The organism is Pseudoalteromonas sp. ABV4_021 (assembly GCF_056159365.1).
This window is the reverse complement of sequence record NZ_JBSWVB010000001.1, coordinates 1,656,189-1,679,608: the sequence shown is the minus strand read 5'-3', so window position 1 is coordinate 1,679,608 and position 23,420 is coordinate 1,656,189. Positions and strand designations below refer to the sequence as shown.

23 protein-coding genes are annotated in these 23,420 nt (G+C 40.5%); 16 read left to right on the top strand and 7 right to left on the bottom strand.

Features of this window, described 5'->3' with window-relative positions:
* Positions 1-23: 23 nt before the first annotated feature.
* The 5 genes from ACXAFE_RS07910 to rne form a co-directional block, all read right to left on the bottom strand.
* The gene (locus tag ACXAFE_RS07910; protein WP_475151033.1) at positions 24-500 is read right to left on the bottom strand and encodes a hypothetical protein; all 477 of its coding nucleotides are present in this window, start codon (positions 498-500) and stop codon (positions 24-26) included.
* Between the two features lie 693 nt (positions 501-1,193).
* Positions 1,194-1,619, bottom strand: a complete 426-nt coding sequence (locus ACXAFE_RS07905; RefSeq protein ID WP_475151031.1) for a hypothetical protein — start codon at positions 1,617-1,619, stop codon at positions 1,194-1,196.
* 354 nt (positions 1,620-1,973) lie between these two features.
* Positions 1,974-2,975, bottom strand: coding sequence for a hypothetical protein (locus ACXAFE_RS07900; protein ID WP_475151029.1), 1,002 nt, complete (start codon positions 2,973-2,975; stop codon positions 1,974-1,976).
* 740 nt (positions 2,976-3,715) lie between these two features.
* The gene (locus tag ACXAFE_RS07895; RefSeq protein WP_475151024.1) at positions 3,716-3,886 is read right to left on the bottom strand and encodes a hypothetical protein; all 171 of its coding nucleotides are present in this window, start codon (positions 3,884-3,886) and stop codon (positions 3,716-3,718) included.
* Between the two features lie 234 nt (positions 3,887-4,120).
* Positions 4,121-7,102 carry a ribonuclease E gene (rne, locus tag ACXAFE_RS07890; RefSeq protein WP_475151021.1) on the bottom strand — a complete coding sequence of 994 codons (2,982 nt, stop codon included), beginning with the start codon at positions 7,100-7,102 and terminating at the stop codon, positions 4,121-4,123.
* Between the two features lie 522 nt (positions 7,103-7,624).
* Here rne and rluC point away from each other — a divergent pair.
* Together rluC and ACXAFE_RS07880 are read left to right on the top strand one after the other, a co-directional pair.
* On the top strand, positions 7,625-8,584 hold the full coding sequence (gene rluC, locus ACXAFE_RS07885) for a 23S rRNA pseudouridine(955/2504/2580) synthase RluC (RefSeq protein WP_054981046.1): 960 nt from the start codon (positions 7,625-7,627) through the stop codon (positions 8,582-8,584).
* Positions 8,585-9,223 (top strand): HAD-IIIA family hydrolase, encoded by a 639-nt coding sequence (locus ACXAFE_RS07880; RefSeq protein WP_475151018.1) that lies wholly within the window; start codon positions 8,585-8,587, stop codon positions 9,221-9,223.
* Here the strand turns inward: ACXAFE_RS07880 and ACXAFE_RS07875 are convergent.
* Positions 9,215-9,820: a Maf family protein gene (locus ACXAFE_RS07875; RefSeq protein WP_475153596.1), complete on the bottom strand. Its 606-nt coding sequence runs from the start codon at positions 9,818-9,820 to the stop codon at positions 9,215-9,217. The two genes, ACXAFE_RS07880 and ACXAFE_RS07875, sit on opposite strands and share 9 nt — an antisense overlap.
* A gap of 118 nt (positions 9,821-9,938) precedes the next feature.
* Between ACXAFE_RS07875 and yceD the strand changes: the two genes are divergently transcribed.
* The 14 genes from yceD to ACXAFE_RS07805 all read left to right on the top strand — a co-directional run bounded on the left by yceD (position 9,939) and on the right by ACXAFE_RS07805 (position 21,628).
* Positions 9,939-10,463, top strand: a complete 525-nt coding sequence (gene yceD, locus ACXAFE_RS07870) for a 23S rRNA accumulation protein YceD (RefSeq protein WP_040641640.1) — start codon at positions 9,939-9,941, stop codon at positions 10,461-10,463.
* 11 nt (positions 10,464-10,474) lie between these two features.
* Positions 10,475-10,642 (top strand): 50S ribosomal protein L32, encoded by a 168-nt coding sequence (gene rpmF / locus ACXAFE_RS07865; RefSeq protein ID WP_010559953.1) that lies wholly within the window; start codon positions 10,475-10,477, stop codon positions 10,640-10,642.
* Positions 10,643-10,652: 10 nt separating this feature from the next.
* Entirely contained in the window at positions 10,653-11,729 is a 1,077-nt protein-coding gene (gene plsX / locus ACXAFE_RS07860) for a phosphate acyltransferase PlsX (protein ID WP_051320891.1), read from the top strand.
* 72 nt (positions 11,730-11,801) lie between these two features.
* The gene (gene fabD / locus ACXAFE_RS07855; protein WP_475151014.1) at positions 11,802-12,734 is read left to right on the top strand and encodes an ACP S-malonyltransferase; all 933 of its coding nucleotides are present in this window, start codon (positions 11,802-11,804) and stop codon (positions 12,732-12,734) included.
* A gap of 17 nt (positions 12,735-12,751) precedes the next feature.
* A complete protein-coding gene (gene fabG / locus ACXAFE_RS07850) occupies positions 12,752-13,498 on the top strand; it encodes a 3-oxoacyl-ACP reductase FabG (protein WP_475151012.1) in 747 nt (248 codons plus the stop codon).
* Between the two features lie 209 nt (positions 13,499-13,707).
* Positions 13,708-13,944 (top strand): acyl carrier protein, encoded by a 237-nt coding sequence (gene acpP, locus ACXAFE_RS07845; RefSeq protein ID WP_010559957.1) that lies wholly within the window; start codon positions 13,708-13,710, stop codon positions 13,942-13,944.
* A 105-nt stretch (positions 13,945-14,049) separates the two neighbouring features.
* On the top strand, positions 14,050-15,288 hold the full coding sequence (gene fabF, locus ACXAFE_RS07840) for a beta-ketoacyl-ACP synthase II (protein WP_475151008.1): 1,239 nt from the start codon (positions 14,050-14,052) through the stop codon (positions 15,286-15,288).
* A gap of 60 nt (positions 15,289-15,348) precedes the next feature.
* Positions 15,349-16,140, top strand: a complete 792-nt coding sequence (gene pabC, locus ACXAFE_RS07835) for an aminodeoxychorismate lyase (protein ID WP_475151006.1) — start codon at positions 15,349-15,351, stop codon at positions 16,138-16,140.
* Positions 16,137-17,123, top strand: coding sequence for an endolytic transglycosylase MltG (gene mltG, locus ACXAFE_RS07830; protein WP_475151005.1), 987 nt, complete (start codon positions 16,137-16,139; stop codon positions 17,121-17,123). Before pabC ends, mltG begins: the two co-directional genes overlap by 4 nt.
* The gene (tmk, locus tag ACXAFE_RS07825) at positions 17,120-17,749 is read left to right on the top strand and encodes a dTMP kinase (RefSeq protein ID WP_475151002.1); all 630 of its coding nucleotides are present in this window, start codon (positions 17,120-17,122) and stop codon (positions 17,747-17,749) included. The genes mltG and tmk overlap by 4 nt, the downstream gene beginning before the upstream one ends.
* The gene (locus ACXAFE_RS07820) at positions 17,746-18,636 is read left to right on the top strand and encodes a hypothetical protein (protein WP_475151000.1); all 891 of its coding nucleotides are present in this window, start codon (positions 17,746-17,748) and stop codon (positions 18,634-18,636) included. The genes tmk and ACXAFE_RS07820 overlap by 4 nt, the downstream gene beginning before the upstream one ends.
* A 13-nt stretch (positions 18,637-18,649) precedes the next feature.
* Positions 18,650-18,976, top strand: a complete 327-nt coding sequence (locus ACXAFE_RS07815; protein ID WP_010559963.1) for a PilZ domain-containing protein — start codon at positions 18,650-18,652, stop codon at positions 18,974-18,976.
* Positions 18,977-18,990: 14 nt separating this feature from the next.
* The gene (locus ACXAFE_RS07810; protein WP_010559964.1) at positions 18,991-19,764 is read left to right on the top strand and encodes a TatD family hydrolase; all 774 of its coding nucleotides are present in this window, start codon (positions 18,991-18,993) and stop codon (positions 19,762-19,764) included.
* Positions 19,765-19,807: 43 nt separating this feature from the next.
* Complete coding sequence (locus ACXAFE_RS07805) at positions 19,808-21,628, top strand: metallophosphoesterase family protein (RefSeq protein WP_475153595.1); 1,821 nt, start codon at positions 19,808-19,810, stop codon at positions 21,626-21,628.
* A 318-nt stretch (positions 21,629-21,946) separates the two neighbouring features.
* Here ACXAFE_RS07805 and rsmF read toward each other — a convergent pair whose 3' ends face one another.
* Positions 21,947-23,386, bottom strand: a complete 1,440-nt coding sequence (gene rsmF / locus ACXAFE_RS07800; RefSeq protein ID WP_475150994.1) for a 16S rRNA (cytosine(1407)-C(5))-methyltransferase RsmF — start codon at positions 23,384-23,386, stop codon at positions 21,947-21,949.
* Positions 23,387-23,420: the final 34 nt, after the last annotated feature.

The window sequence follows — 23,420 nt, the reverse complement described above, 5'->3', positions numbered from 1 at the left end:
GTTCAGTCCAGCTACTAAACTTTTTAATAACAAGGTTCAACTGTCCACATTGCTACAAAAAAAGTTAGCAAAGGTATGCCTATTACAAACACAAAAAACAATATTACACTTATCACTTTTCGTTGCCATGTAGAGTGAATAAATGCCATTTCTTGTATCGTTTTATCATTTTTAACTTTTCTAATGATGCTTAGCGATAAAATAAAATCAATTATAATATACACACCAAAAGCAGCAGTATTTGGGTTTTGATCCAATTCAAACCCTTTACCTAACCACATACACAGTTCCCAATAACTCAAGCCACAAACTGCAAATGCTAGGTGAATACAAATTAACATTGTACATGCTTGCACAAGCATGGTTGGCCCAACTCGCCCCCCATGTGTGCCTTTATTCATCTGAAGAAAGAAAAAATAATAACCTACACAATGCACCAGTTTGGCTGGGAAAAAGAGTATTTCCGAAGTGCGTTTTTTGAGTTTCGTTAAAAAGTCCATTTTACGTCTTTGGTATGAGGAGGTGATGAAAATTAGTTCATTAATTTTATCGGTATCTAGTGGGCATCGTGAACTATTTTCACAATTATATCAACGGCCGTTGTTCGCTCATTACTGTCAGATACATAATAAAATTCAGAGGGTTACTTCTGCTTTGTGCCATTAACGGACGGTGAGCACATGCAACTTTTAGATCCAAACATGATGTTAAATGGAGTACATATCTGAGTCATCAGAAACCGAATTGGAGTCTATGACCTTAATTTTGGGAACTTAACGACTCAGGTCCCATTAGTAACTCCAATTCATTAGTGACCTTTCTGAAAACCTAACGCTGGATATAGGGGAGCGTCCATACATGTGTTGTTAATTATCTAGGGTAAACCTAAAAACAAAGTGATTTTATAATACCCTAGCCTTAAATAACATTTGGCTTACCCTTCTTATTCACGACTTTACCTAATTTAGGGTTGTAAAAAGATGTAAACCACGCCCCAAAATTAATTTTACAGCCCTGTGAGTCTATATCGTATAACAATAGATTTTTTTCACTTCCTTTAACTTTAAACTTATATAACCAGCTATACAGAGGAATGTAGCAGTCTAAGTGCCAACAACTGTCATTCGTAACGCCCCAATAATGGGCAAATATCAGTTGGTTAAAATAAGCGACGCAGGAGCAAAAACCAACTGTTATTTGTCCTGATTAATTGGCTTGTTAGCTGCCGCTTTCAAGTAACCCTTTGCTAAATAAGCAAAATGTAGCGTAACAAAGGTTGGCAATAAAAACATTATAAAGTTACTTAACTCACTTGCTTGCATAGTAATAGCTGCAAGAACCAAAGATAACATACCCGAAATTAAGTATGCGATTATGTGACTAGGCTTACTAATTGGTGATTCAGGATTTAATATTTTAATGAGTAACTGAATAATTCCCCAGAAGCCAAGACCACCTAGAGTTGTAAGAGCAACCATTGTATAACCGCCACTTCCTCCAGTGAATATGAGCATTACACTAGCAGGTAAAACTATCAATGAAAGAATCCAAAGATAGATCACAGGTGAAAAGGCAATTATAAATTCTAAAATGAGTAGGATTCTGAATGCAATTCTCATAGGCAGCTAACATGTTTATAGCGAGCGAATCGCGCGTTTTTCTACCACAGCGTCGCTCGTTTTTCTGAATAACTCATTTGTAGCAAACTTCTTAACTAATTGCCATTACTACTAAAACACAGTAGTTCTCGCTTTTTTTTCAGGACAAAAACGAGCGATTGGGTCGCTTTCCTGACTATGGAAGTAATATGCTTTGACGAAATAAAAAAACAATTTTGAATGACCGTTGTTCGCTCATTACTGTCAGATACATAATGAAATTCAGAGGGTTATTTCCGCTTTGTGCCAAAAGCGGTCGGATGTTGTTCGAAGAATTTAATCCCATTCGAATGCAAAGAACTTTTAATAGTTTTACTACTGCAAATCCCCATTTTTAGGCTTTCCAAATTTATCAAAGTCCCTTTTATTAACCCATTTTTGACTACTCCAATCTGCCCATACTAGCTGTTTCAATTTTTGCCATTCTTCCTTCCCTTGACCGCTATTCCAGTCTTTATGGGCTTTAGCAAAGATGGTAGTCACTCGTTCAGGCAAGTAATCATCAATAGTTTCAACAAATTCAGTGAAGTCTTCTGCCACTTTTATTTTAATAGGTAAATATTGCTCTTTATTTTCTAATACATCTCTAAAACAATATATAGATGCGGTTAATGCCAAATCAGGATTATGTATTTCAATGACTTCAGCCGTCTCAATATACGAAGCAATGGAGCGCAAGTAACTGCTATACCCGTTATAATAATGTTTTGGACTCGGGTAGGGGCTAATTACTAGATAAAATGAGTTTACAAGAAAGTCATTTGCAATATTTTGTACATACTTTTTTTTATCTTTACTTAGCTCATATTGAATATCATTTTGTAATGCTTCTCCATGTAAAAATTTGAAAAGAAGCAGCTCTCTTCCAGCCAAAGGAAGTTCGTCTTTGATTCTCGGTGTGAATGGTGAATGATATCTTCCTGCACATTCTAAGTAACACTCTCTAGCTTGTTTCAACTCCTTCTGCCATATTTCTTCTTTACGCTTTTTAACCTGCTCAATTATATACCTATACATCTCTTCAGTTTGAATAGGGCTAAATAGCATTAATAGAAATACTCTTCCGTGAATACCGCCCAAAGCACAATCAAACTCCGAACTAACATTGCGAGATTCTTTGTAATCTTTCGCTAAATATCCATTTGTGTTATTAAAATCTAGGTTTCCCGTCAAAAAGAAGTCTTTTAGTTTTGCACGCTCTTCTTTATCTCTTGGGCTATAGCAATCAACAACTGGCTCGATGAGCTTCCACTGCTTTTTTCTCGCTTTAAACCATTGTTCATTTTCGTTTTGCCAACCAGCTAAATATTTATCCATTAAAAATACTCTTCAAAAGAATCCATTTGAACTAAGAAAAATAGGTTATTTGATACAGTGAGTTAAGTAAATAAATTGATTACAAAGTTAGCAATATTGTATTCCAGTTTAATGACCGTTGATCGCTCATTACTGTCAGATACATGTTTAAATTCAGAGGGTTACTTCCGTTTTGTGCCAACAACTGTCATTCGTGCTAACTCTAAACCTATTACATTGCCAAAAGTATCGGCTAGCCTTTGAAGCTAGCCGAAACTTCAACTAATGAAACAAGGGTCCAGTAATGACGGCTAACATCACACTTAAAAAGAACAGAGAAACTAATTTTAAATTCGAACGTTCCCTTAAACCCGGTGTATTACTGAGCCTATGTTCTATATCTTCAAATTTTATTTTATAACAACACATGAAGTAAGTAGTTATCGAACCAAAGCCTATTAAAATTAAAAATAATGGAGTTATTGGTCCACGAACATTGACTATCTCTGCTCTTAGTAAATCGACATTTACTGGTATAATAGCTCCTAGAATCAGAAATATGGTTATCATGTTAAATGACGTCACTAATAACGTTGTAGCTATAAACCCCCTCGGTTTAAATGGCTTCTCACCTTCACTTTTAATAGCATGATAATAATAAAAATAGATGTAGTAACTTCTAATCCAACTAAATAATTTCATTGCTTATATTTTTCCTAAATTCATAAGTGACCAATTAGAGTTCACTCTTTGGTTATTTTCTAAAATATTTTGTTGGCTTTCAAAATACAGATAACCCAAGCCTGATTAGCCGCAACGCGCTGCTGCATCATATCAACATTATATTGCTTGCGACTTAAATCAGCGGCAAGTGAAGCTGCATATTGATTCGTGCTATTTACAACGGAAGCAAATGGGGTCAGGTCTTGCATTTTGCATACTGATGGGGGCGGGTTCAATGACCGCTATTCGCTCATGGCGGCCTGTCAGGAGAGGTCCAAACCTATTCATAGAAACTACAAGAACAAATATTAGCTGCTACAATTAATGCTAGCTGAAAAGTGGCTATGTTAATTCACTTAATTAAAAAATACGAATTGTTAATACACTAAATTTCAGACAAAAAAAGAGCCGCATATTGCGGCTCTTTTAGTTACAACTTAAGATTAAACTGTTTTTGCCATTGGTGCGCTTGCTTTACCAACTGGGTTAATGCTACCCGGTTGCATACTGCTTGCACTTGGTACTTGGCGTTCACTATGTGGCATTGCTGATGGCATTTCAAAACCTTCAGTCATTGCGCCACCAGACGCTTTTGTCATTGGCGCACTTGCATGGCGATAAGCTACGCCGTTTGTCGCAGGTGCTGTGTTTGTTTCAGTTTGAGCAGAAACCGCTGCAACACCTGGTGTTTCAACTGTCGTCGTTTCCGCTTGTTGCGTTTCAACAACAACGTCTTCTGAAACTGGAGCGACAGCTTCAAGGTTTTCACCGTTAGCCTCTTCAACTACGTCAGCTTTGACTTCAGGCTGCGTTTGTTCAACTTTTGGTGCTTTTTCAACTTTAGTTGGTTCAACGGCAACGTCAGCTGCTGCATTTTCTGCTACCTTTGTTTCAACAATTGGTGCTTCAACAGCTTCGGTTTTAGTCTCTTGCACTTGAGGAGTTGCGACTGAGTCAACTTCCACTTCCGCCATTGCTTGATCAGCAACTGGTACAAAGCCTGGTGACTCTGTTGTCTCAAGTTCAATATCAGACTTAGTTTCGCTTGGCTTTTTACGACGCTGACCAGCTGCACGTAAATGGCGAGGCGAACGGCGAGAGCGCGTACGGGTCTCTTTTTCGTCGTCGTTTTGTGATTCAGCGCTTTCAGGTTCAGCTTTTGGCTCGCTAACTTGCTCAACAGGTTCATTGGCTACGTCGTTAGCAACAACCTGTTGCTCGGCAACTTCATGTGTTTTTTGCTCTGCAACCGGCGCGTCTGCGTTTGTTTCTGAAGCCGCTACAAGATCAGTGTTTTCTACTTCTTCAGTCACTTTTGTTGGCTTTTTCGCTTTTACAGGCTTAGAACGCTGTGGCTTTTTCTTTTCAACCGGAGCTGCATTTTCAACAACTGGCGCTTGCGTTTCTGTATTTGTCTCTAACGCTTCATTGGTTTTCTCAATGCGCACTTTTTTACGCATATTGCGACGTTGACGACGCTCTTTTACTTTAACTGGCTGTTGTTGATTTGCTTCCGCTTCAACAGGTTTTTGTTCTTTCTCAACCTTGTTAGCGTTTGAGCGGTTGTTACGGCGGCGACGATTGTTGTTCTCTTTTGAGTTACGTTTTTCATCGCGCTGCTCTTTTTGCTCACCAGCAGCTTGCTTATTACGGTTATTTGGTTTGCGCTGATTGCGACGACGATTATCGTTACCACGTTGATTATTACGACGACCACCACTACGTTTTTGCACTGGCTTTTCTGGTTCTTCAGAAGCAAATAGGCTACCAAACCACTTAGCGATCTTAGTGAATAAGCCTTCTTTTACTTCTTTTTTAACTGGCGCTGGTTCGCTTGGTACAACAACACCTTGTAGTACTGGTTGCTCTTTAACCGCTTTTTCAGCGTGAACAATGGCATCCGTTTTTACTTCAGGTGCTTGAACTTGGTCAAAGCTTACAGTTTCAATCGTTTCATCTTTCTTTAAACGCAATACTTCGTAGTGTGGTGTTTCCAAATGTGGGTTTGGAATGATTACTACATGACAGCCGTGGCGTTTTTCGATACGGCGCACGCTCTTGCGTTTTTCGTTTAGTAAGTAAGTTGCTACCGGCACAGGTACTTGTGCATTTACTTGTGACGTATTGTCTTTAATCGCTTCCTCTTCTAGTAGACGAAGAATCGACAATGCAAGTGACTCGTTTGAGCGCACAGTACCTTGGCCGTTACAGCGAGGGCAGGTACCTTGGCTTGCTTCACCCAGTGATGGACGAAGACGCTGACGTGACATTTCTAGTAACCCGAAACGTGAAATCTTGCCGATTTGTACGCGTGCGCGGTCTGGTTTTACTGCTTCTTTTAATTTGTTCTCAACAGCGCGTTGGTGACGCGGCGGTGTCATATCGATGAAATCGATAACAACTAGGCCACCTAAATCACGTAAGCGAAGTTGGCGCGCAATTTCATCTGCTGCTTCTAAGTTAGTGTTTAGTGCCGTTTCTTCAATATCGCCGCCTTTTGTTGCTTTAGACGAGTTGATATCAATTGAGGTTAGCGCTTCAGTTGGGTCGATAACAATTGAACCACCTGACGGTAAACGAACTTCACGTTGGAATGCAGATTCAATTTGGCTTTCAATCTGATAATGGGTAAACAATGGTGCATCACCTGTGTACAGTTTTACACGGTTAATGAAGTCTGGGCGAAAACGTTCAATGTGTGCTTTTGCTTCATCGAATACGCGCTGCTTATCAATTAAAATCTCGCCAATATCACGACGTAAATAATCACGAATAGCGCGGAAAATTACATTGCTTTCTTGGTGGATTAAAAATGGTGCCGGGCCGCTTTCTGATGCTTTTTTGATGGCATCCCAATGTACAAGCAGGGCGCGTAAATCGTATTCAAGTTCTTCGAAAGATTTACCAACGCCGGCAGTACGTACGATTAAGCCCATGCCTTTTGGTAATTCTAAACGAGATAGCGCTTCTTTTAGCTCTGTACGTTCGTCACCTTCGATACGACGAGAAATACCGCCAGCACGTGGGTTGTTTGGCATTAATACTAGGTAGCTACCTGCAACGCTAATAAAGGTAGTCAGTGCTGCACCTTTTTGGCCGCGCTCTTCTTTATCAACTTGTACAATTACTTCTTGGCCTTCTTTTACAACATCTTTGATGTTTGGGCGGCCGTTGAAAGTGTAACCTTCTGGGAAGTAACTGCGGGCAATTTCTTTAAGAGGGAGGAAACCGTGACGCTCAGCGCCGTAGTCGACAAAAGCAGCTTCTAGAGATGGTTCTACGCGGGTAATTTTACCCTTATAGATATTTGCTTTTTTTTGTTCATGGCCAGGGCTTTCGATATCTAGATCATATAAGCGCTGTCCATCAACCAGTGCAACGCGCATTTCTTCTTGTTGCGTTGCATTGATCAGCATACGTTTCATATTGTTAAACTCTGTAATAGTAGTAAGAGATTAACAACCAGTGTTGTTCAGACACCCACGAGTTTGTGCAGTCTCACGACTGGGCTGTCTGGGGGGAGTATAACTCCGATTTTCTGTTAAATTGCCATTCTAGGCAGGTGCTCGGTATTTGTTTCTTACCCAGCACAAAAATTCATTTAATTTTATTCTGAACGACGTTTGGTCGTAAATCTCGTATTTTATCTTTTAAAATACGTTTATTAGCTGAGTTAGATGGGGCTTTTCTGAATTACAATCTAGTACACTCATTGGTTCAGGGGGCCGCTACATGCGCTTTAAGATCGTTAAAAGCTTTAGAAAGCTGTCATAGACCTGTATGATCTGCGTCTTAAAGCGTGTTTCATCGTTAGCTTTGGCTAATAAAACACCAAATTGACACGTGGAGCGTGAATTTTGCTCACAAAAGGTCAATTTCAAGCGCGATTATCCCATTAAATATGGACGCTTCGCAACTAAATTATTACTCAAATCAGTGATTAGGCAATGTCAGAACAGCAAAAAAATCAGGTCCGATTTGTTGACATCGATGAAGGCAACCATGGGCAACGAATTGATAACTTTTTAATTACCGCTTTAAAAGGGGTGCCAAAAAGTGCAATTTACCGAATTTTGCGTAAAGGCGAAGTGCGCGTAAATAAAAAACGCATTAAGCCAGTTTATAAGCTTCAAGCGGGTGATGTGGTACGTATTCCGCCAGTTAAAGTGGCTGAGAAACAAGAGTTTGTACCTAAAAATCTAGATAAAATTGCAAAGCTTGAAGACGCAATTTTATTTGAAGATAAATACCTTATGGTACTAAATAAGCCATCTGGTATGGCTGTTCATGGTGGCAGTGGCTTAAGTTATGGCTTAATCGAAGCACTGCGTAGCATTCGCCCAGATGAACGTAATCTTGAACTAGTGCATCGACTAGACCGCGATACGTCAGGCTGTTTACTCGTTTCTAAAAAACGTTCGGTATTACGTGGGTTACATGAACAACTGCGTGAAAAAACCATGGAAAAAAATTACTGGGCGCTGGTTACAGGTAGCTGGGCAAGTAAAATTAAGAATGTTACTGAGCCACTTCGTAAAAATACTTTGCAGTCGGGTGAGCGAGTAGTGCGTGTAGACGAGGCAGAAGGTAAGCCGAGCCAAACACGTTTTCGTGTTTTAGAGCGTTTTGGCCAATTCGCGACGTTAGTGCAAGCATCGCCAGTAACGGGTAGAACGCATCAAATTCGTGTACATACGCAATGTAAAGGTCACCCAATTGCCTGCGATGATAAATATGGTGTTGCTGAATTTGATAGCGAAATGAAGAAAAAAGGCTTAAATCGCCTATTTTTACACGCACATGACTTAACCTTTATTCACCCTAAAACAGAAGAGTCGATGCGAGTTGAAGCGCCATTGGATAATCAGTTAAAGAACTGCATCAAAACACTACGTGAAGAAGCATAGATGACAGCGAAAGAACTTATCATTTTTGATTGGGACGGTACCATTATGGATACCGTGCCAAAAATTGTGAATACGGTAAAGCTTGTTGCAGATCGTCACCAGTTAACAAGGCCAAGTGATGATGCTATTCGTCAAATTATTGGTCTTAGTTTAGAGGTGGCAATTGAGAAGCTTTTTAATGAACCAAGTGCAACGTTTGAGTTAGCGCAATCATATAAAGAGGTGTATGTCTCAGAAGACGATACGCCATCGACGTTGTTTCCCCATGTTTTTGAATGTTTAACAGCATTAAAAAACAAAGGTCATACATTGGCTGTAGCGACGGGCAAAAGTCGCAAGGGGCTTGACCGTTTAATGCACGAAACCGAGCTAAGTTCATTTTTTAAAGCGACACGTACCGCTTGTGAGTGCGCCTCTAAGCCATCACCAGAAATGATTTTAGAAATTTGTAGCGAACTTAATATAGCTGCTAATAAGGCCGTGATGATAGGCGATACCAGCATGGACTTGGCAATGGCTCAAAATGCCAAGGTAGCCTCTATTGGTGTTAGCTTTGGCGCACATCCGGTTTCTCAATTAGAGCCTTATGCGCCAGTCGCGATCATCGATCAGTTCGAACAGCTCGTCGATTTATTTTAAATCCAGTGGGTCAATACCAATTTGTGCAAGCAGGTTGGTTAGCTTAATTAAAGGCAGACCCACAAGGGAATTGGGATCCTCGCCTAAGATCTTATCAAACAACACAATACCTAACCCCTCCGATTTAAAGCTGCCCGCGCAGTTCAGTGGTTGTTCTTTATCTATGTATTGTTCAATTTGGGCTTGGCGCAAGGTTTTAAAGTACACATCGGTGGTGTCGTGCGTTACTAAGGTGTTATTAGTTGTAATATCAAACACGGCAAGCGAGGTGATAAAACGCACTTTATTACCTGAAAATAACGAAAGCTGTTTAATTGCGTTATCGCGCGTATGCGGTTTTCCGAGTATTTGCACTTTGTTATCAGGCGTTTCAAATACGGCAACTTGATCAGAACCAATCACCACACCTTGTTGATAAAATTGAAGCGCTGTTTTGGCTTTTTCAAGCGCTAATCGCTCAACCAATTCAATCACACTTTCATTAGCTTTTGGCGATTCATCAATATTAGGTGAAAAGCTCTCAAATACCGGTAAAATTTTTTCTAAAATTGATTTTCGAAACGGCGAACTTGACGCTAAAATAAACGGGGTTTTCATGATAATTTTCATCGAATACTTACTTTTTGCGCAGAATAGGATTCAATTGCGCTAAATGCAAAGGAAAGTTGAATTTTATTTTGACTCTAAGTCTAACAATCTATATGATGCAGCCCCTATGCAAAAGGTGAAGATTCCGATCACGCTTGATCCTATACGAACCGCACAAAAACAGGTCACTTATGACGGTATTGTGTTGTTCGAGCAACTTCCTCGATTACTCGATGTAGTTGTACGGAACGAGGGTGAGGTCGAAGTTAAGATTCATTTCAGAAAAGACGAACAGGGAATTAGTGTTGTTGAAGGCCATGCCAACGCCAACATTACAACTATTTGTCAGCGCTGTAATGAAGAGTTAGGGTTGGATTTGGAACTAGACTTTGCTTATTCGCCAATAGGTATAGGTAAGTCATCTGAGCATCTACCGTCATGTTATGACGTAGTAGAGATGGATGAGGAAGGTGAAATTAATTTACATCAACTTGTTGAAGATGAATTAATGTTAGCCATCCCAATAGTACCGATGCATGAAGAGTCTCATTGCAGATTTTCAGAAAAGCCTTTGAGCTTTGGTGAAATAGAAGCAGAAGATGACAAACCAAATCCATTTGAAATTTTGAAACAACTTAAGAAAGATTCTTAGGAGATAAGGCAATGGCTGTACAAAAAAGCAAGAAGTCTCGCTCTAAGCGTGGTATGCGTCGTTCACACGATGCGATCAATGGTCCAACTCTAACAGTTGATCCAGTATCAGGTGAAACGCACCGTCGTCACCACGTAACTGCAGACGGTTACTACAAAGGCGAAAAAGTAGTTTCTTAATAGAGCTATTTTGATGTCTAATCTAACCATAGCGTTAGATATAATGGGGGGCGATTACGGCCCCCGTTCTTCGTTGCCTGCAGCAATTGAAGCTGTAAATTCGCACGATAATATCACCCTGATATTATGCGGTAACGAAACCCTCATTCGCACAGAGCTTGAAAAGCTCGACGCTTTGCAACACCCTCGATTACAGATTAAGCACTGTAGCGAAGTCGTCAATAACGACGATAAACCATCCACAGCGTTACGCTGTAAAAAAGATTCCTCAATGCGAAAAGCCCTTGATTTAGTTAAATCAGGAGAAGCACAAGCATGTGTGTCTGCCGGCAATACTGGTGCACTGTTTGCGATGGCTTATTGCATCTTAAAAATGCTGCCGGGCATTAGCCGACCCGCATTAATCAGTTCGGTTCCAACTGAAAAACCTAAACCAGTTTACTTATTGGATTTAGGGGCGAATGTTACTGCAGATCCAGAAACCCTGTTTGATTTTGCCGTAATGGGCAGTGTGGTTGCTGAACAATCACAAGGCATTGAAAACCCGACAGTAGGGTTACTCAATATCGGCGCAGAAGATATTAAAGGGCATGAAGATATCAAACGCGCGTCAGAGCTTTTTGAACAATCAAATGCACTTAACTACATCGGTTATTGTGAAGGCACCGACATTTTTAAAGGCAAGGCCGATGTTATTGTATGTGATGGTTTTGTTGGCAATATTGCATTAAAAACCTGTGAGGGTATTGCCAAAATGATTATTCATAAACTCAATAAAACCCTCAAAAAAAGCATTTTTTACCGCGCCGCAGCACTTTTAATGTTTCCAGTACTAAAAAAACTCTATAAAAAGATGAACCCCGACCAGTATAACGGTGCAAGTTTGGTAGGATTACGCGGTATTGTGGTTAAAAGTCACGGTAATGCAAAATCGCCGGCATTTTTGGCGGCGATAAATGAAGCCGTGCGGGAGGTTGAAAAGCAACTTCCTGAGAAAATAGCAGCACGATTTGCTGCGCTGAAAGGGCAACAACTTGCGCTTGACAATGAGGAAAATGATCCACTTTGTTCACCGTGCAATAAATAGCGGCACTTTCACCACCAAAAGAATTTTATAACCAGCAAATGCTGGTTTTGTTTTGTTATAGAAGAAGAAACTATGTCAAATAACACAGCGATTTTATTTCCAGGCCAAGGTTCACAAACTGTGGGCATGCTGGCTGAACTACTTGCAGAATCAGATGTTGTTAAAGCAACCTTTGCCGAGGCAAGTGACGCGCTTGGTTACGATTTAGCAGCACTTGTGCTAAATGGTCCAGCAGAATCATTAAATGAAACGCACCGTACTCAACCTGCGTTATTAACGTCAAGTGTGGCTATTTATCGTCACTTTATTGAAGCAGGTGGCGAAAAGCCAAGTGCAATGGCTGGTCACAGCTTAGGTGAATACTCAGCATTAGTTTGTTCTGGCGTTATTTCACTTTCAGAAGCAGTAAAGCTTGTTGAAAAGCGTGGTGTTTATATGCAAGAAGCGGTACCTGCAGGTACTGGCGCAATGTACGCAATTATCGGCCTTGCTGACGATGCAATTGCTAAAGCATGTAAAGACGCAGCACAAGGTGAAGTTGTTTCACCTGTTAACTTCAACTCACCTGGCCAAGTAGTGATTGCTGGTCAAAAGGCAGCAGTAGAGCGTGCTGGTGAATTATGTAAAGAAGCTGGTGCAAAACGCGCGTTACCGCTTGCAGTGAGCGTACCGTCACACTGTGCACTAATGAAACCTGCTGCTGACAAACTAGCGGCTGATTTAACAGCGATTACATTTAATACACCTGAAATATCAGTAATTAATAATGTTGACGTGGTTACAGAAAGTGCAGGCGAAGCAATCAAAGATGCACTTGTTCGTCAACTTTACAGCCCTGTTCGCTGGACTGAAACAGTTCAAAAGCTCGCACAAGATGGCTTAACCACAACCTATGAGTTTGGTCCAGGTAAAGTATTAACGGGTCTTGCAAAACGTATTGATAAATCGGTAACTTGCGCTGCTGTAAACGATTTAAACACTCTTTCTAGCGTTTTAGACGCATAATTTTATTGGAACATTTTATGAGTAACTTATTCTCTTTAGAAGGCAAAGTTGTACTAGTAACTGGCGCGAGCCGTGGTATTGGTAAATCAATCGCAGAAACACTAGTATCACTTGGTGCAACTGTTGCGGGTACTGCCACAAGTGAGGGCGGCGCTGCAAAAATCAGTGATTACTTAGGTGAAAACGGTAAAGGTTACGCGCTTAATGTGACAGAAGCTGATTCGATTGAAGCAACACTTGCAGCGATTAAAGCGGATCTAGGCGATATCGATGTACTTGTTAATAATGCCGGTATTACGCGTGACAACCTACTTATGCGTATGAAAGACAGTGAGTGGGATGACATTATCGACACTAACTTGTCGTCAATTTTCCGTTTATCAAAAGCGGTATTACGTCCAATGATGAAAAAGAAAAATGGTCGTATTATCAACGTTGGTTCTGTTGTTGGTACTATGGGTAATGCAGGTCAAGCAAACTATGCAGCAGCAAAAGCGGGTGTCATTGGTTTTTCTAAATCTATGGCGCGCGAAGTGGCATCTCGTGGCATTACGGTTAACGTAGTTGCACCTGGTTTCATTCAAACGGATATGACTGACGAGCTTACAGATGATCAAAAAGCAGCAACGCTTGCTAACGTACCTGCGAACCGTTTAGGCCAGCCGAACGAAATTGCAGCGGCTGTAGCTTATTTAGCATCTGACGCTGCTGCGTACGTAACAGGCGAAACTTTGCATGTAAACGGCGGCATGTACATGATCTAACCCAAGGTCCTATCACAATTTCGGCGAAATTGTTAAATTTAGGGTTGAAATTGCGGTGAAAGTAGGCGATAAAAGGTTAGTTTTAGATTTATGAGGTTCGACCAGATAATAAAAATCGAAATGAATCTTGAATCATAAAATTTTGCAGCGTACACTACGCCGCAATCTGAAAAATAACGCAAAAGCGTTTTTTAATTAAGGAAACAAGAATGAGCAACATCCAAGAACGTGTTCAAAAAATCATCGTAGAGCAACTAGGTGTTCAAGAAGAAGAAGTAAAAGCAGAAGCATCATTTGTTGATGATTTAGGCGCTGATTCACTAGACACTGTAGAACTAGTAATGGCTCTTGAAGAAGAGTTTGACACTGAGATCCCAGACGAAGAAGCTGAGAAGATCACTACAGTTCAAGCAGCTATCGATTACGTTACTGCTCACGCTGAGTAATAAAAGCATAGACATTAAAGGCAGCATTTTAGCTGCCTTTAGTTTTTCAAAAGCCCTCATTAGGGCTTTTGTATTATCTGCACCTAATATATTTTGGAGATGACTGTGGCTAAACGTCGAGTAGTGGTTACTGGCCTAGGTATGTTAACCCCTCTAGGTAATGATGTTGATACAACATGGCAAGGTTTATTAGCGGGTCAAAGTGGCATTGGTTTAATTGACCATTTTGATACGTCTGATTTTGGTACTAAATTCGCGGGTCTGGTAAAAGATTTTGACCCAACATTGTACATGGCGAAAAAAGACACCAAAAAGATGGATTTATTCATTCAATATGGTATTGCTGCTGGTGTACAAGCATTTAAAGATTCTGGATTAGAAGTTACCGAAGAAAATGCTGAGCGTATTGGTGTTGCGGTAGGTTCAGGTATTGGTGGTCTAACACTTATCGAAGAAAACCATGTTAAATTACTTAACAGTGGTCCTCGCAAATTATCACCGTTTTACGTGCCTTCAACCATTATCAATATGATCTCTGGTCATTTATCGATTATGCACGGTCTTAAAGGTCCAAATATCTCGATAGTTACTGCATGTACAACAGGTCTTCACAATATTGGTCACGCAGCACGTATGATTGCCTACGGTGATGCAGATGCAATGGTTGCAGGTGGTGCAGAAAAAGCATCAACACCAATCGGTATGGGCGGTTTTAGCTCAGCACGCGCGCTTTCAACACGCAACGATGACCCACAAGCGGCATCGCGTCCGTGGGATAAAGACCGTGACGGTTTCGTACTTGCAGACGGTGCAGGTGTAATCGTACTCGAAGAATACGAACACGCAAAAGCGCGTGGCGCAAAAATTTATGCTGAGCTTGTTGGCTTTGGTATGAGTGGCGATGCGTATCACATGACGTCTCCACCAGAAGATGGCGCAGGCGCGGCGTTAGCGATGAAAAACGCACTAAATGACGCAGGCCTTAATGCTGAGCAAGTGGGTTATATCAACGCACACGGTACATCAACGCCGGCAGGTGATATTGCGGAAACCAACGCTGTTAAGTCTATTTATGGCGCTGCAGCAAGTGATGTGCTAGTAAGCTCGACTAAATCAATGATGGGTCATTTACTTGGTGCTGCAGGTTCTGTTGAATCAATCGTAACGATTTTATCGCTTCGCGACCAAAAAGTAACACCAACAATTAACCTGGATAATCCAAGTGAAGGTTGTGATTTAGATTACGTTGCGCACACTGCGCGCGATGCGAAATTGGATTACGCGCTGTGTAATTCATTTGGCTTCGGTGGAACTAATGGCTCTTTATTATTTAAGAAGATATAATCGTTAGCAGAAATCGAATTGCGAATAAAAGCCTAGGATTTCCTAGGCTTTTTTGTGTGTATGGACATAACAATAATAAAAAATAGCCAAACTCAAACTGTCGCCTCTAACGACCGAGCATTGCAATATGGCGATGGCTTTTTCACTACCATTAAAGTAGAAAATGGCAAACCGTGTTTGTTAGAACAGCATTTAGCACGGCTAGAGCGCTGTGTGGCGCGTTTGTATTTTAATAATGTTGATTTATCAGTAATTGAAAACCAAATAAATGCGCTTGCAAGCGGCCATTCTCTGGCTGTTATCAAAGTCATTGTCAGTCGTGGTCAAGGTGGCCGGGGTTATCAACTGCCTACCGTACAAGCGCCGCAGGTTTATATTTACACTTCTGATTTTCCTGAGAATTATTTAACGCTCAAACAACAAGGCATCGCCCTCGATACCTTATCAACGCAATTGGCAGTCAACCCCTTACTCGCAGGGTTAAAAACCCTCAACCGTTTGGAGCAGGTGTTAGCAAAGCAAGAATTACAACAAAAAGGTGTTAGCGAGGGGCTTTTGCTTAACTGTAATCATGAGGTCATTGAAACTACAGTTGCTAATATTGTGCTGTTAAAAAATGGCAAGTTAATTACACCAAAACTCGACAAATCGGGTGTGTTTGGCGTTTATTTAGCGCATCTAGCAAAGCATATTGACATTAAATTTGATACTGTGTCTTCAAGCGACTGCTACAGTGCAGATAATTTATTTTGTTGTAATAGCTTAATGGGGATCGTACCAATTACACGTCTTGATACACATTACTACAGCCTTGAAAACGCACTTCAATTTTTAAACGAGCAGGCATTATGATACGAGCGTTTGCGTTTTTATTTACGACCTTAATTGCGGTGGTTGCCTTTGTGGGTATTCAGCTTAAGCAATTACAAGCAACACAAATTAGCATCTCTGAACCAACACTTTATCAAGTAAAGGCAGGCACGGGCGTAAACGCAATGTGCCGCACATTCAAAGCTAATGGTTGGATAAACGACTGCTTTTGGCTCAAGGTATACGCCAAAATAAACCCTCAGTTAGTGGAATTGAAACAAGGCATGTACTTAATTGAGTCGCAGCCTTTACTATCGTTAATTTCAAAGATGAATAAAGGGCGCGATCATCAATTTGCGTTTACTATTGTCGAAGGCTCAACCTTTAAACAGGTGTTAGCCAGTTTTAAAGATGCGCCGTATTTAGAATTGGTGTCAGAGCAATCGTTGCGAACAACACTCAGCATGTGGGGCATTAATCAAACTAATCCTGAAGGGTGGTTCTACCCAGATACGTATCATTATTCTGCTGGCGATAGCCAGTTAGATATTTTAAACCGCGCTTATGAAAAAATGGCTAATACCTTAGATATCGCATGGCAAACCCGCGATACCTCAGTACCACTTAAATCAAAATACGATGCACTTATTCTTGCATCGATTATTGAGAAAGAATCAGGTCACAATGCAGAGCGTGATTTAATTGCCTCGGTATTTGTAAATCGCCTTCATAAGGGCATGCGCTTACAAACCGACCCAACAGTAATTTATGGGTTAGGGGATGAATATCAAGGTGATATCAAAAAAGAGCATTTAAAACGTCACACCGATTATAATACGTATCGTATTAATGGATTGCCGCCAACACCCATTGCTATGCCATCAGAGCAGGCTATTTACGCGACTTTAAATCCACGATACTCTGATTTTTATTATTTTGTTGCATCAGGAGATGGTAAACACCATTTCTCTAAAACATTAGCTGAGCATAATGCAGCAGTTAGGAAATATATTTTAAAAAAATGAACGGTAAATTTGTTGTTATTGAAGGCCTAGAAGGGGCTGGTAAATCGTCTGCAATTGCAGTGTGTCAGCGCGTATTAAATGACGCGCAGGTTAAATTTGTTAATACCCGAGAACCCGGTGGTACACCACTTGCCGAATCGCTGCGCAGTTTAGTGAAAGCAACGCACGAAGAAAAAGTAAGTGATGCAACTGAATTACTGTTAATGTACGCAGCACGCTCGCAATTGGTTGAAAATGTTATCAACCCTGCGCTTAATCGCGGCGACTGGGTATTAGGCGACAGACATGATTTATCATCGCAAGCATACCAAGGTGGTGGCCGTGAAATCGATAGACACAAACTTGAAGCCTTGGCGGATATTGTGTTGGGCGAGCTTAAGCCTGATTTAACCTTATACCTTGATATCGATCCAAAGATTGGATTAGCACGCGCTGCGAATCGTGGTGAGTTAGACCGTATTGAACTTGAACAATTAAGCTTTTTTGAACGCACTCGCGAAGTGTATTTAAATGCCGCAAAAAACGATAGTTCAATTGTTACCATTGATGCCAGCTTACCAATGGAAACTGTTCACACGCACATTGAAAAAGCACTTAAGCAGTTTATTGATGGAGCGAATGCGTGATCCCAAGCTGGCTTCAACATAATTACCAACAGCTTCAGCAATTAGGCGCCACGGGGCAGCTGCATCACGGCCTGTTGCTACTTGGAAAAGAGGGCGTGGGTAGTTTCGATTTGGCATATCAGCTGACGTTAGATTTATTGTGTATGTCTAACGGCACTCAGGCATGTGGGGTTTGTAAAGCATGTACCTTAAATAAAGGCCAAACAAACCCAGACTTTATGTTGGTCAGTGCTGAAAAAGACAGCATTAGCGTTGAACAAGTGCGTGCGATCAGCGACTTTTTTGTCAGTACAGCAAGCTTTCAAGGTAATAAAGTGGTTATTGTAAAAGATGCCCAATCCTTAACCTTATCAGCAAGTAATGCATTGTTAAAAACCTTAGAAGAGCCCAACGCTAATCGCTATTTGGTACTGCTAAGTGATCCCAATACGCCACTACCAGCAACAATTTTAAGCCGTTGCTTCAAAATTACGTTAACGGTAGACGCCAATCAAGCAAAACAATTTATTGGTGATTTAAGCATTGATGCGACTCAACCTTGGGTTAATGCATTTTTACATAGACCGTTATGTTTAAAGCAATGGCAAGAAGACGGGCAACTAAGTGCCGTTGAATCTTTGTATCAGTTATCTCAGCAGCAAACGTTACAATCATGTCACAAGCAATTGCTTGAACTTTTTAACCAAAACACTGATTATATAGATATATTTGCGCAATTTTGCGCACAGAAATTGCAAACTGAGCTACTCAGTAATACGCTTGATGTAAAACACTATCAAGAAAAAAATCAAGCATTGCTCAGTTTTGCGCATAAGTTTAAAGAAGTTAAAGGACTTAATTTATCGTTGCAGTTAAACCAACTGTTAAAACAATTAAGTTATTTATAAATAGGACATTATTTTGCAAGAATTACTAGTCGATTTTGAAGATACACGTGAATTGTACAAGAGCTACATGCCTTATTTAAAAACAGGTGGCTTATTTGTACGCACCAATATGCAATTTGAAATGTCTCAACCATTAGCATTGCGCATTAGCTTGCCAGATGCACTTGAAGAAGATGTTATTACCGGTGAAGTCGTGTGGATCACACCACAAGGTAGCCAAAACTCAAATCCACCGGGTGTTGGTGTGAGCTTTATCGATGATAAGAGCCAAGTGCGCGATAAAATCGAAAAAATGCTAGGCGGTATGTTAAACTCTAGCGATCCCACTTATACCATGTAGTTTATGGACTTTTTGTGATTGTAGATTCTCACTGTCATTTAGACAGACTTAATTTTGATGAGCTTGGTCTTTCTCTTGACCAAGTATTAGAAAACGCCCGCGCTAAAAGTGTAGAGCACTTTTTATGTGTGTCGGTAACTTTAGATCAATTTCCAAGTATGTTGGAAAAGGTTAAAGCGTATCCCGATGTGTCAGTTAGTTGTGGTGTACATCCGCTAGACCAAAAAGACGTACTTGATAAAGCACGTTTAGTTGAGCTCGCAACGCACGATAAAGTAGTGGCGATTGGTGAAACTGGTCTTGATTACTACTACAGTAAAGACACCCACCAAGTACAACAAGATTCATTTGCCGGGCATATTGATGTTGCCAATGAATTAAACAAGCCGTTAATTATTCATACCCGCGATGCAAAGCAAGATACCCTTGATATTATGCGCGCTCACAATGCACAAAACTGCGGTGGCGTATTGCATTGCTTTACTGAAGATTGGGAAATGGCAAAGCAAGCGCTAGATTTAGGGTTTTATATTTCTATTTCGGGCATTGTAACCTTTAGAAATGCCGCAGCGCTTCGTGAAGTGGTAGAAAAAATTCCGCTTGACCGTTTGTTAATTGAAACAGACTCGCCTTATTTAGCGCCAGTACCGCATCGTGGTAAAACTAATCAACCTGCTTATGTTGAAGATGTTGCCTACTTTATTGCGGATCTTAAAAAGTTATCGTTTAAAGAGCTTGCAAAGGCAACCACAGATAACTTTTACGACCTCTTTAAACTAGCTAAGTAAACAGGATAACTGCGTGACACTGCCTATTCTGTTAACAGGACCTATGATCCGGCGAGCAGAACCGAGACAGGTCACGTTATTTATTGTAAGTTCTCAGCAAGCGCCGTTTAAAGTGAATGCCCCGGCGCTTGGCGAATTTGAACAAACCCAACAAATTTTAGCGCTTGGCGAACACTGTTTTTGCCACTTTTACTTTCTAAATAGCACATCGACTACGGGGTTTGTGGTTGATACGCTAATTTCGTATCAATTAGAGCACAACAATGCGCCCATTGATTTGTCGGCGTTTTATCTTGATGGTCAATCATCGTGCAGCTTTGTTATTGCTAAACAACTTAGCAGTATTTTGCATGGCTCTTGTCGTAATCCACATCATGAATCAAAAGACGCGCTTATAACCGCAAGCCATTTCTTGGCAAGTAAACGCAAAAATAGTGAACCAGAGCCAAGTTTACTGGTGATGTCGGGCGATCAGATATACGCAGATGATGTTGCGGGCCCCATGGTATTGGCGATTGAACATTTAATCCACCAGCTAAAGCTGTTTAAAGAACCTAACCTGATTGACGAACTTCAGGCTGACGCTAAACATACGCTTTATACGCGCGACACTATTTTACCGATAACCAAATGGCATGAGCGCTCTAAACTTGAATTTGGCTATTGGCTGCGCCAAGATTTAGAACACTTTACTAGTTTAAAATCGCATAACCACTTGGTACATCTTGAAGAGTTTTTTGCACTTTATTTATTAACAACTAGTGAAGCGTGTTGGCAGTTAGTTGGGCTAGATGATTTAACGTTTGAATCAAATAATCAAAAACAGACCAATACCTTTTTACAAGAAAAACAAAACTTAATCGACTTTGTTGATGGATTGCCGGAAGTTGAAAAGCTATTTGCCAATATTTCCCATATCACCATGTTTGACGATCACGATGTCACCGATGATTGGAATTTAACGGCGGGGTGGGAGCAGGCAGTTTATTCAAACCCAATAAGCAAACGCATTATTGCTAACGGCTTAATCAGTTATTTAGTGTTCCAAGGTGTAGGTAACGATGGCGGCGAATATACCAAGGCGCTGTTAAATGCATTAGATGAGCAAATCACTACGCAGTATCGTCATTTAAAGCAATTTGATAGTCAAATATTGGCATTTGATAGGTGGCATTACACCCTTGATACTCATCCCAAAATTATTGCGCTTGATACTCGAACACACCGCTGGCGTAACGAAACCGATTTCAACGAACCGTCAGGTTTATTAGATTGGGAACAATTGGTAGAGCTTGACGATAATATGACGGGGCTTGAAGAGGTTATTTTAATCTCACCTGCGCCGGTATTTGGTGTTAAATCAATTGAAGCGATCCAAGCGATTTTTAACTTTTGTGGTCAGCCATTATTAGTTGATGTAGAAAACTGGATGGCCCATGAAGGGGCGGCGCGAAAATTAATGCAAATATTCAAACGCGCAGACACACCAATCGAAACGCTTATTTTGTCAGGTGATGTGCATTATTCGTTTTGTTTTTCGGTGCAAAGCCGTTTTTCGAATCGTGATAACCGTATTTGGCAACTTACCGCCAGTGGCATTAAAAATGAATTTCCTAAATCTTTGCTCAGCAAATTAAACACTTTAGATAGCATTTTGTACCATCCAAGTAGCCCGCTTAATTTCTTTACTAAACGTTGGCAAATGAAGGTGCATAAACACCGTCATAAGCAATCAGCAAAGCATTTAGTGAGTGATTCGGCAATCAGTTTGGTGTGTTTAGACAACAACGAACGGCTGACGCACTACCAGCTATTACATGGTGATGGAAACATTACAGAATTCGATCTAAAAGAAAAAAGTTAAATTAAGCCCCGATTTTAACCTTCAATACCGCTGAAAAGTTGCAAAATACGGGGCTTAAGCCAAGTTTGTTGCGCTTTTACAAACGCCCAATAAAAATCGCCCAGGACCAATCCACATTGTCCTGGGCTTAGGGGAATGGCTCATTTAATGAGCCGTGCGCTAACTTACAAACTTGATCATTTCATAGGGAGAAGTGAAAAAGTATTAATAATTGTAGTTAAATTAATCAAAAAAAGGAAATTTTTGCTCAAAAAATAAACTCAATAAAAACAGTTGGTTATAAATTGTTTAAAAAATTATTAACAAGTTTTCATTGAGTTATTCCCAAGTTATCAACCGACTATCCCGAACTAACTCACGTGGCAACCCATTTTTGATTTTATTCTTTTGCCATTTTCCTAAGCCAATGCAGGTATCGTTTAATAAAAGTAATACCTCGTCTTTCGCGCTAGTAACTTGTGCTAATTTAATATCCTTTCCTTGAAAGTAGTCACAAGCCTCTGAAACTGACAGTTTATGGGTGTTTTTAAGGCCTTCAGCGCCAAAGCAAGTTGCAAATTCATGGTGTAATCGAATGCCATTTTTATGCACCTTACCAAGCAAAATTCCAATGCGACTGTATTTAATTTTGTCTATTACCGAGTCTATATTGCTAGGGAACAACCACAGCTCTTGCTCGCGTTGCCAAAGCTCGCCTGCAAGCGGTTTCATACCAAATTGCTTTTTGATTATTTGGTTAAATTGCTCGGTTGTTTTTTTATCGGCAGCAGTAAATGGAAAAGCGCCTTTTTTAACTTTAGGCTCAGGCTGAGGTACATGGGACTTTTTAACAAACTTAGCGACAAAAAAACCTTCGGTATCGTAAATTTGTGGCCAAATATGTAAATAACCTTCTTCGGTTGCCGAGTCTTTCGCATTTTCAAATAGGTGATTTAGTGGCACTACCTCAATATGGTCGGAAAATGTGGTGAGTAAATATTGGCATACCGCTTGGTTTTCAAGTGGCGTTAAGGTGCAGGTTGAATACACTAGCGTACCACCTGTTTTTAAGGCGTAAAATGCACTTTCTATTAGGCGCTTTTGTACATCAGCAATTTCAATATTAGATTCAATAGACCAATTTTTTAATGCATTCTCGTCTTTACGAATAGTACCTTCGCCTGAGCATGGTGCATCAAGCAGAATATGGTCAAAGCTCTGTTCCATATACTGACCAAAAATACTGGCGTCAAAATGCGAAAGGGCGCAGTTGCTAATACCTAAACGCTGCATATTGGCACTTAACGACTTAATACGCGAACTCGAATACTCATTGGAAATTAATACACCTTCGCTTGAAAGGGCCTCAGCAATTTGAGTTGATTTACTGCCGGGAGCTGCTGCCATATCAAGTACACAGCAGTCACTTAAGTCGTTACCATCTAACAGGGCGGTAACAGGCATCATAGAGCTTGCTTCTTGCACATAAATACAACCAGATAAGTGAATATCGGTATTACCCAGTGAAAGTGATTGTTGGTTAAAAGGGCGTTCTAGCCAAAAGCCATTTTCACACCATGGCACTTGAGTAATTTGCCAGTTGTTTTGTTGTGCGTACTGTTTAAAACTGGCGACTGACATTTTTTTTGTATTTACGCGAACGGCGGTTCTAAGTGGCTTCTTACATGAGGCAAGATAATCATCTATCGAGAGGTGATTTGGAATATAGCTTTCAACATCGTCAATAAACGTTTGTGGAATATAAATATTAGAATGCACTTTTTATCTGCCATGTAAGGGTAATTGCGACAAT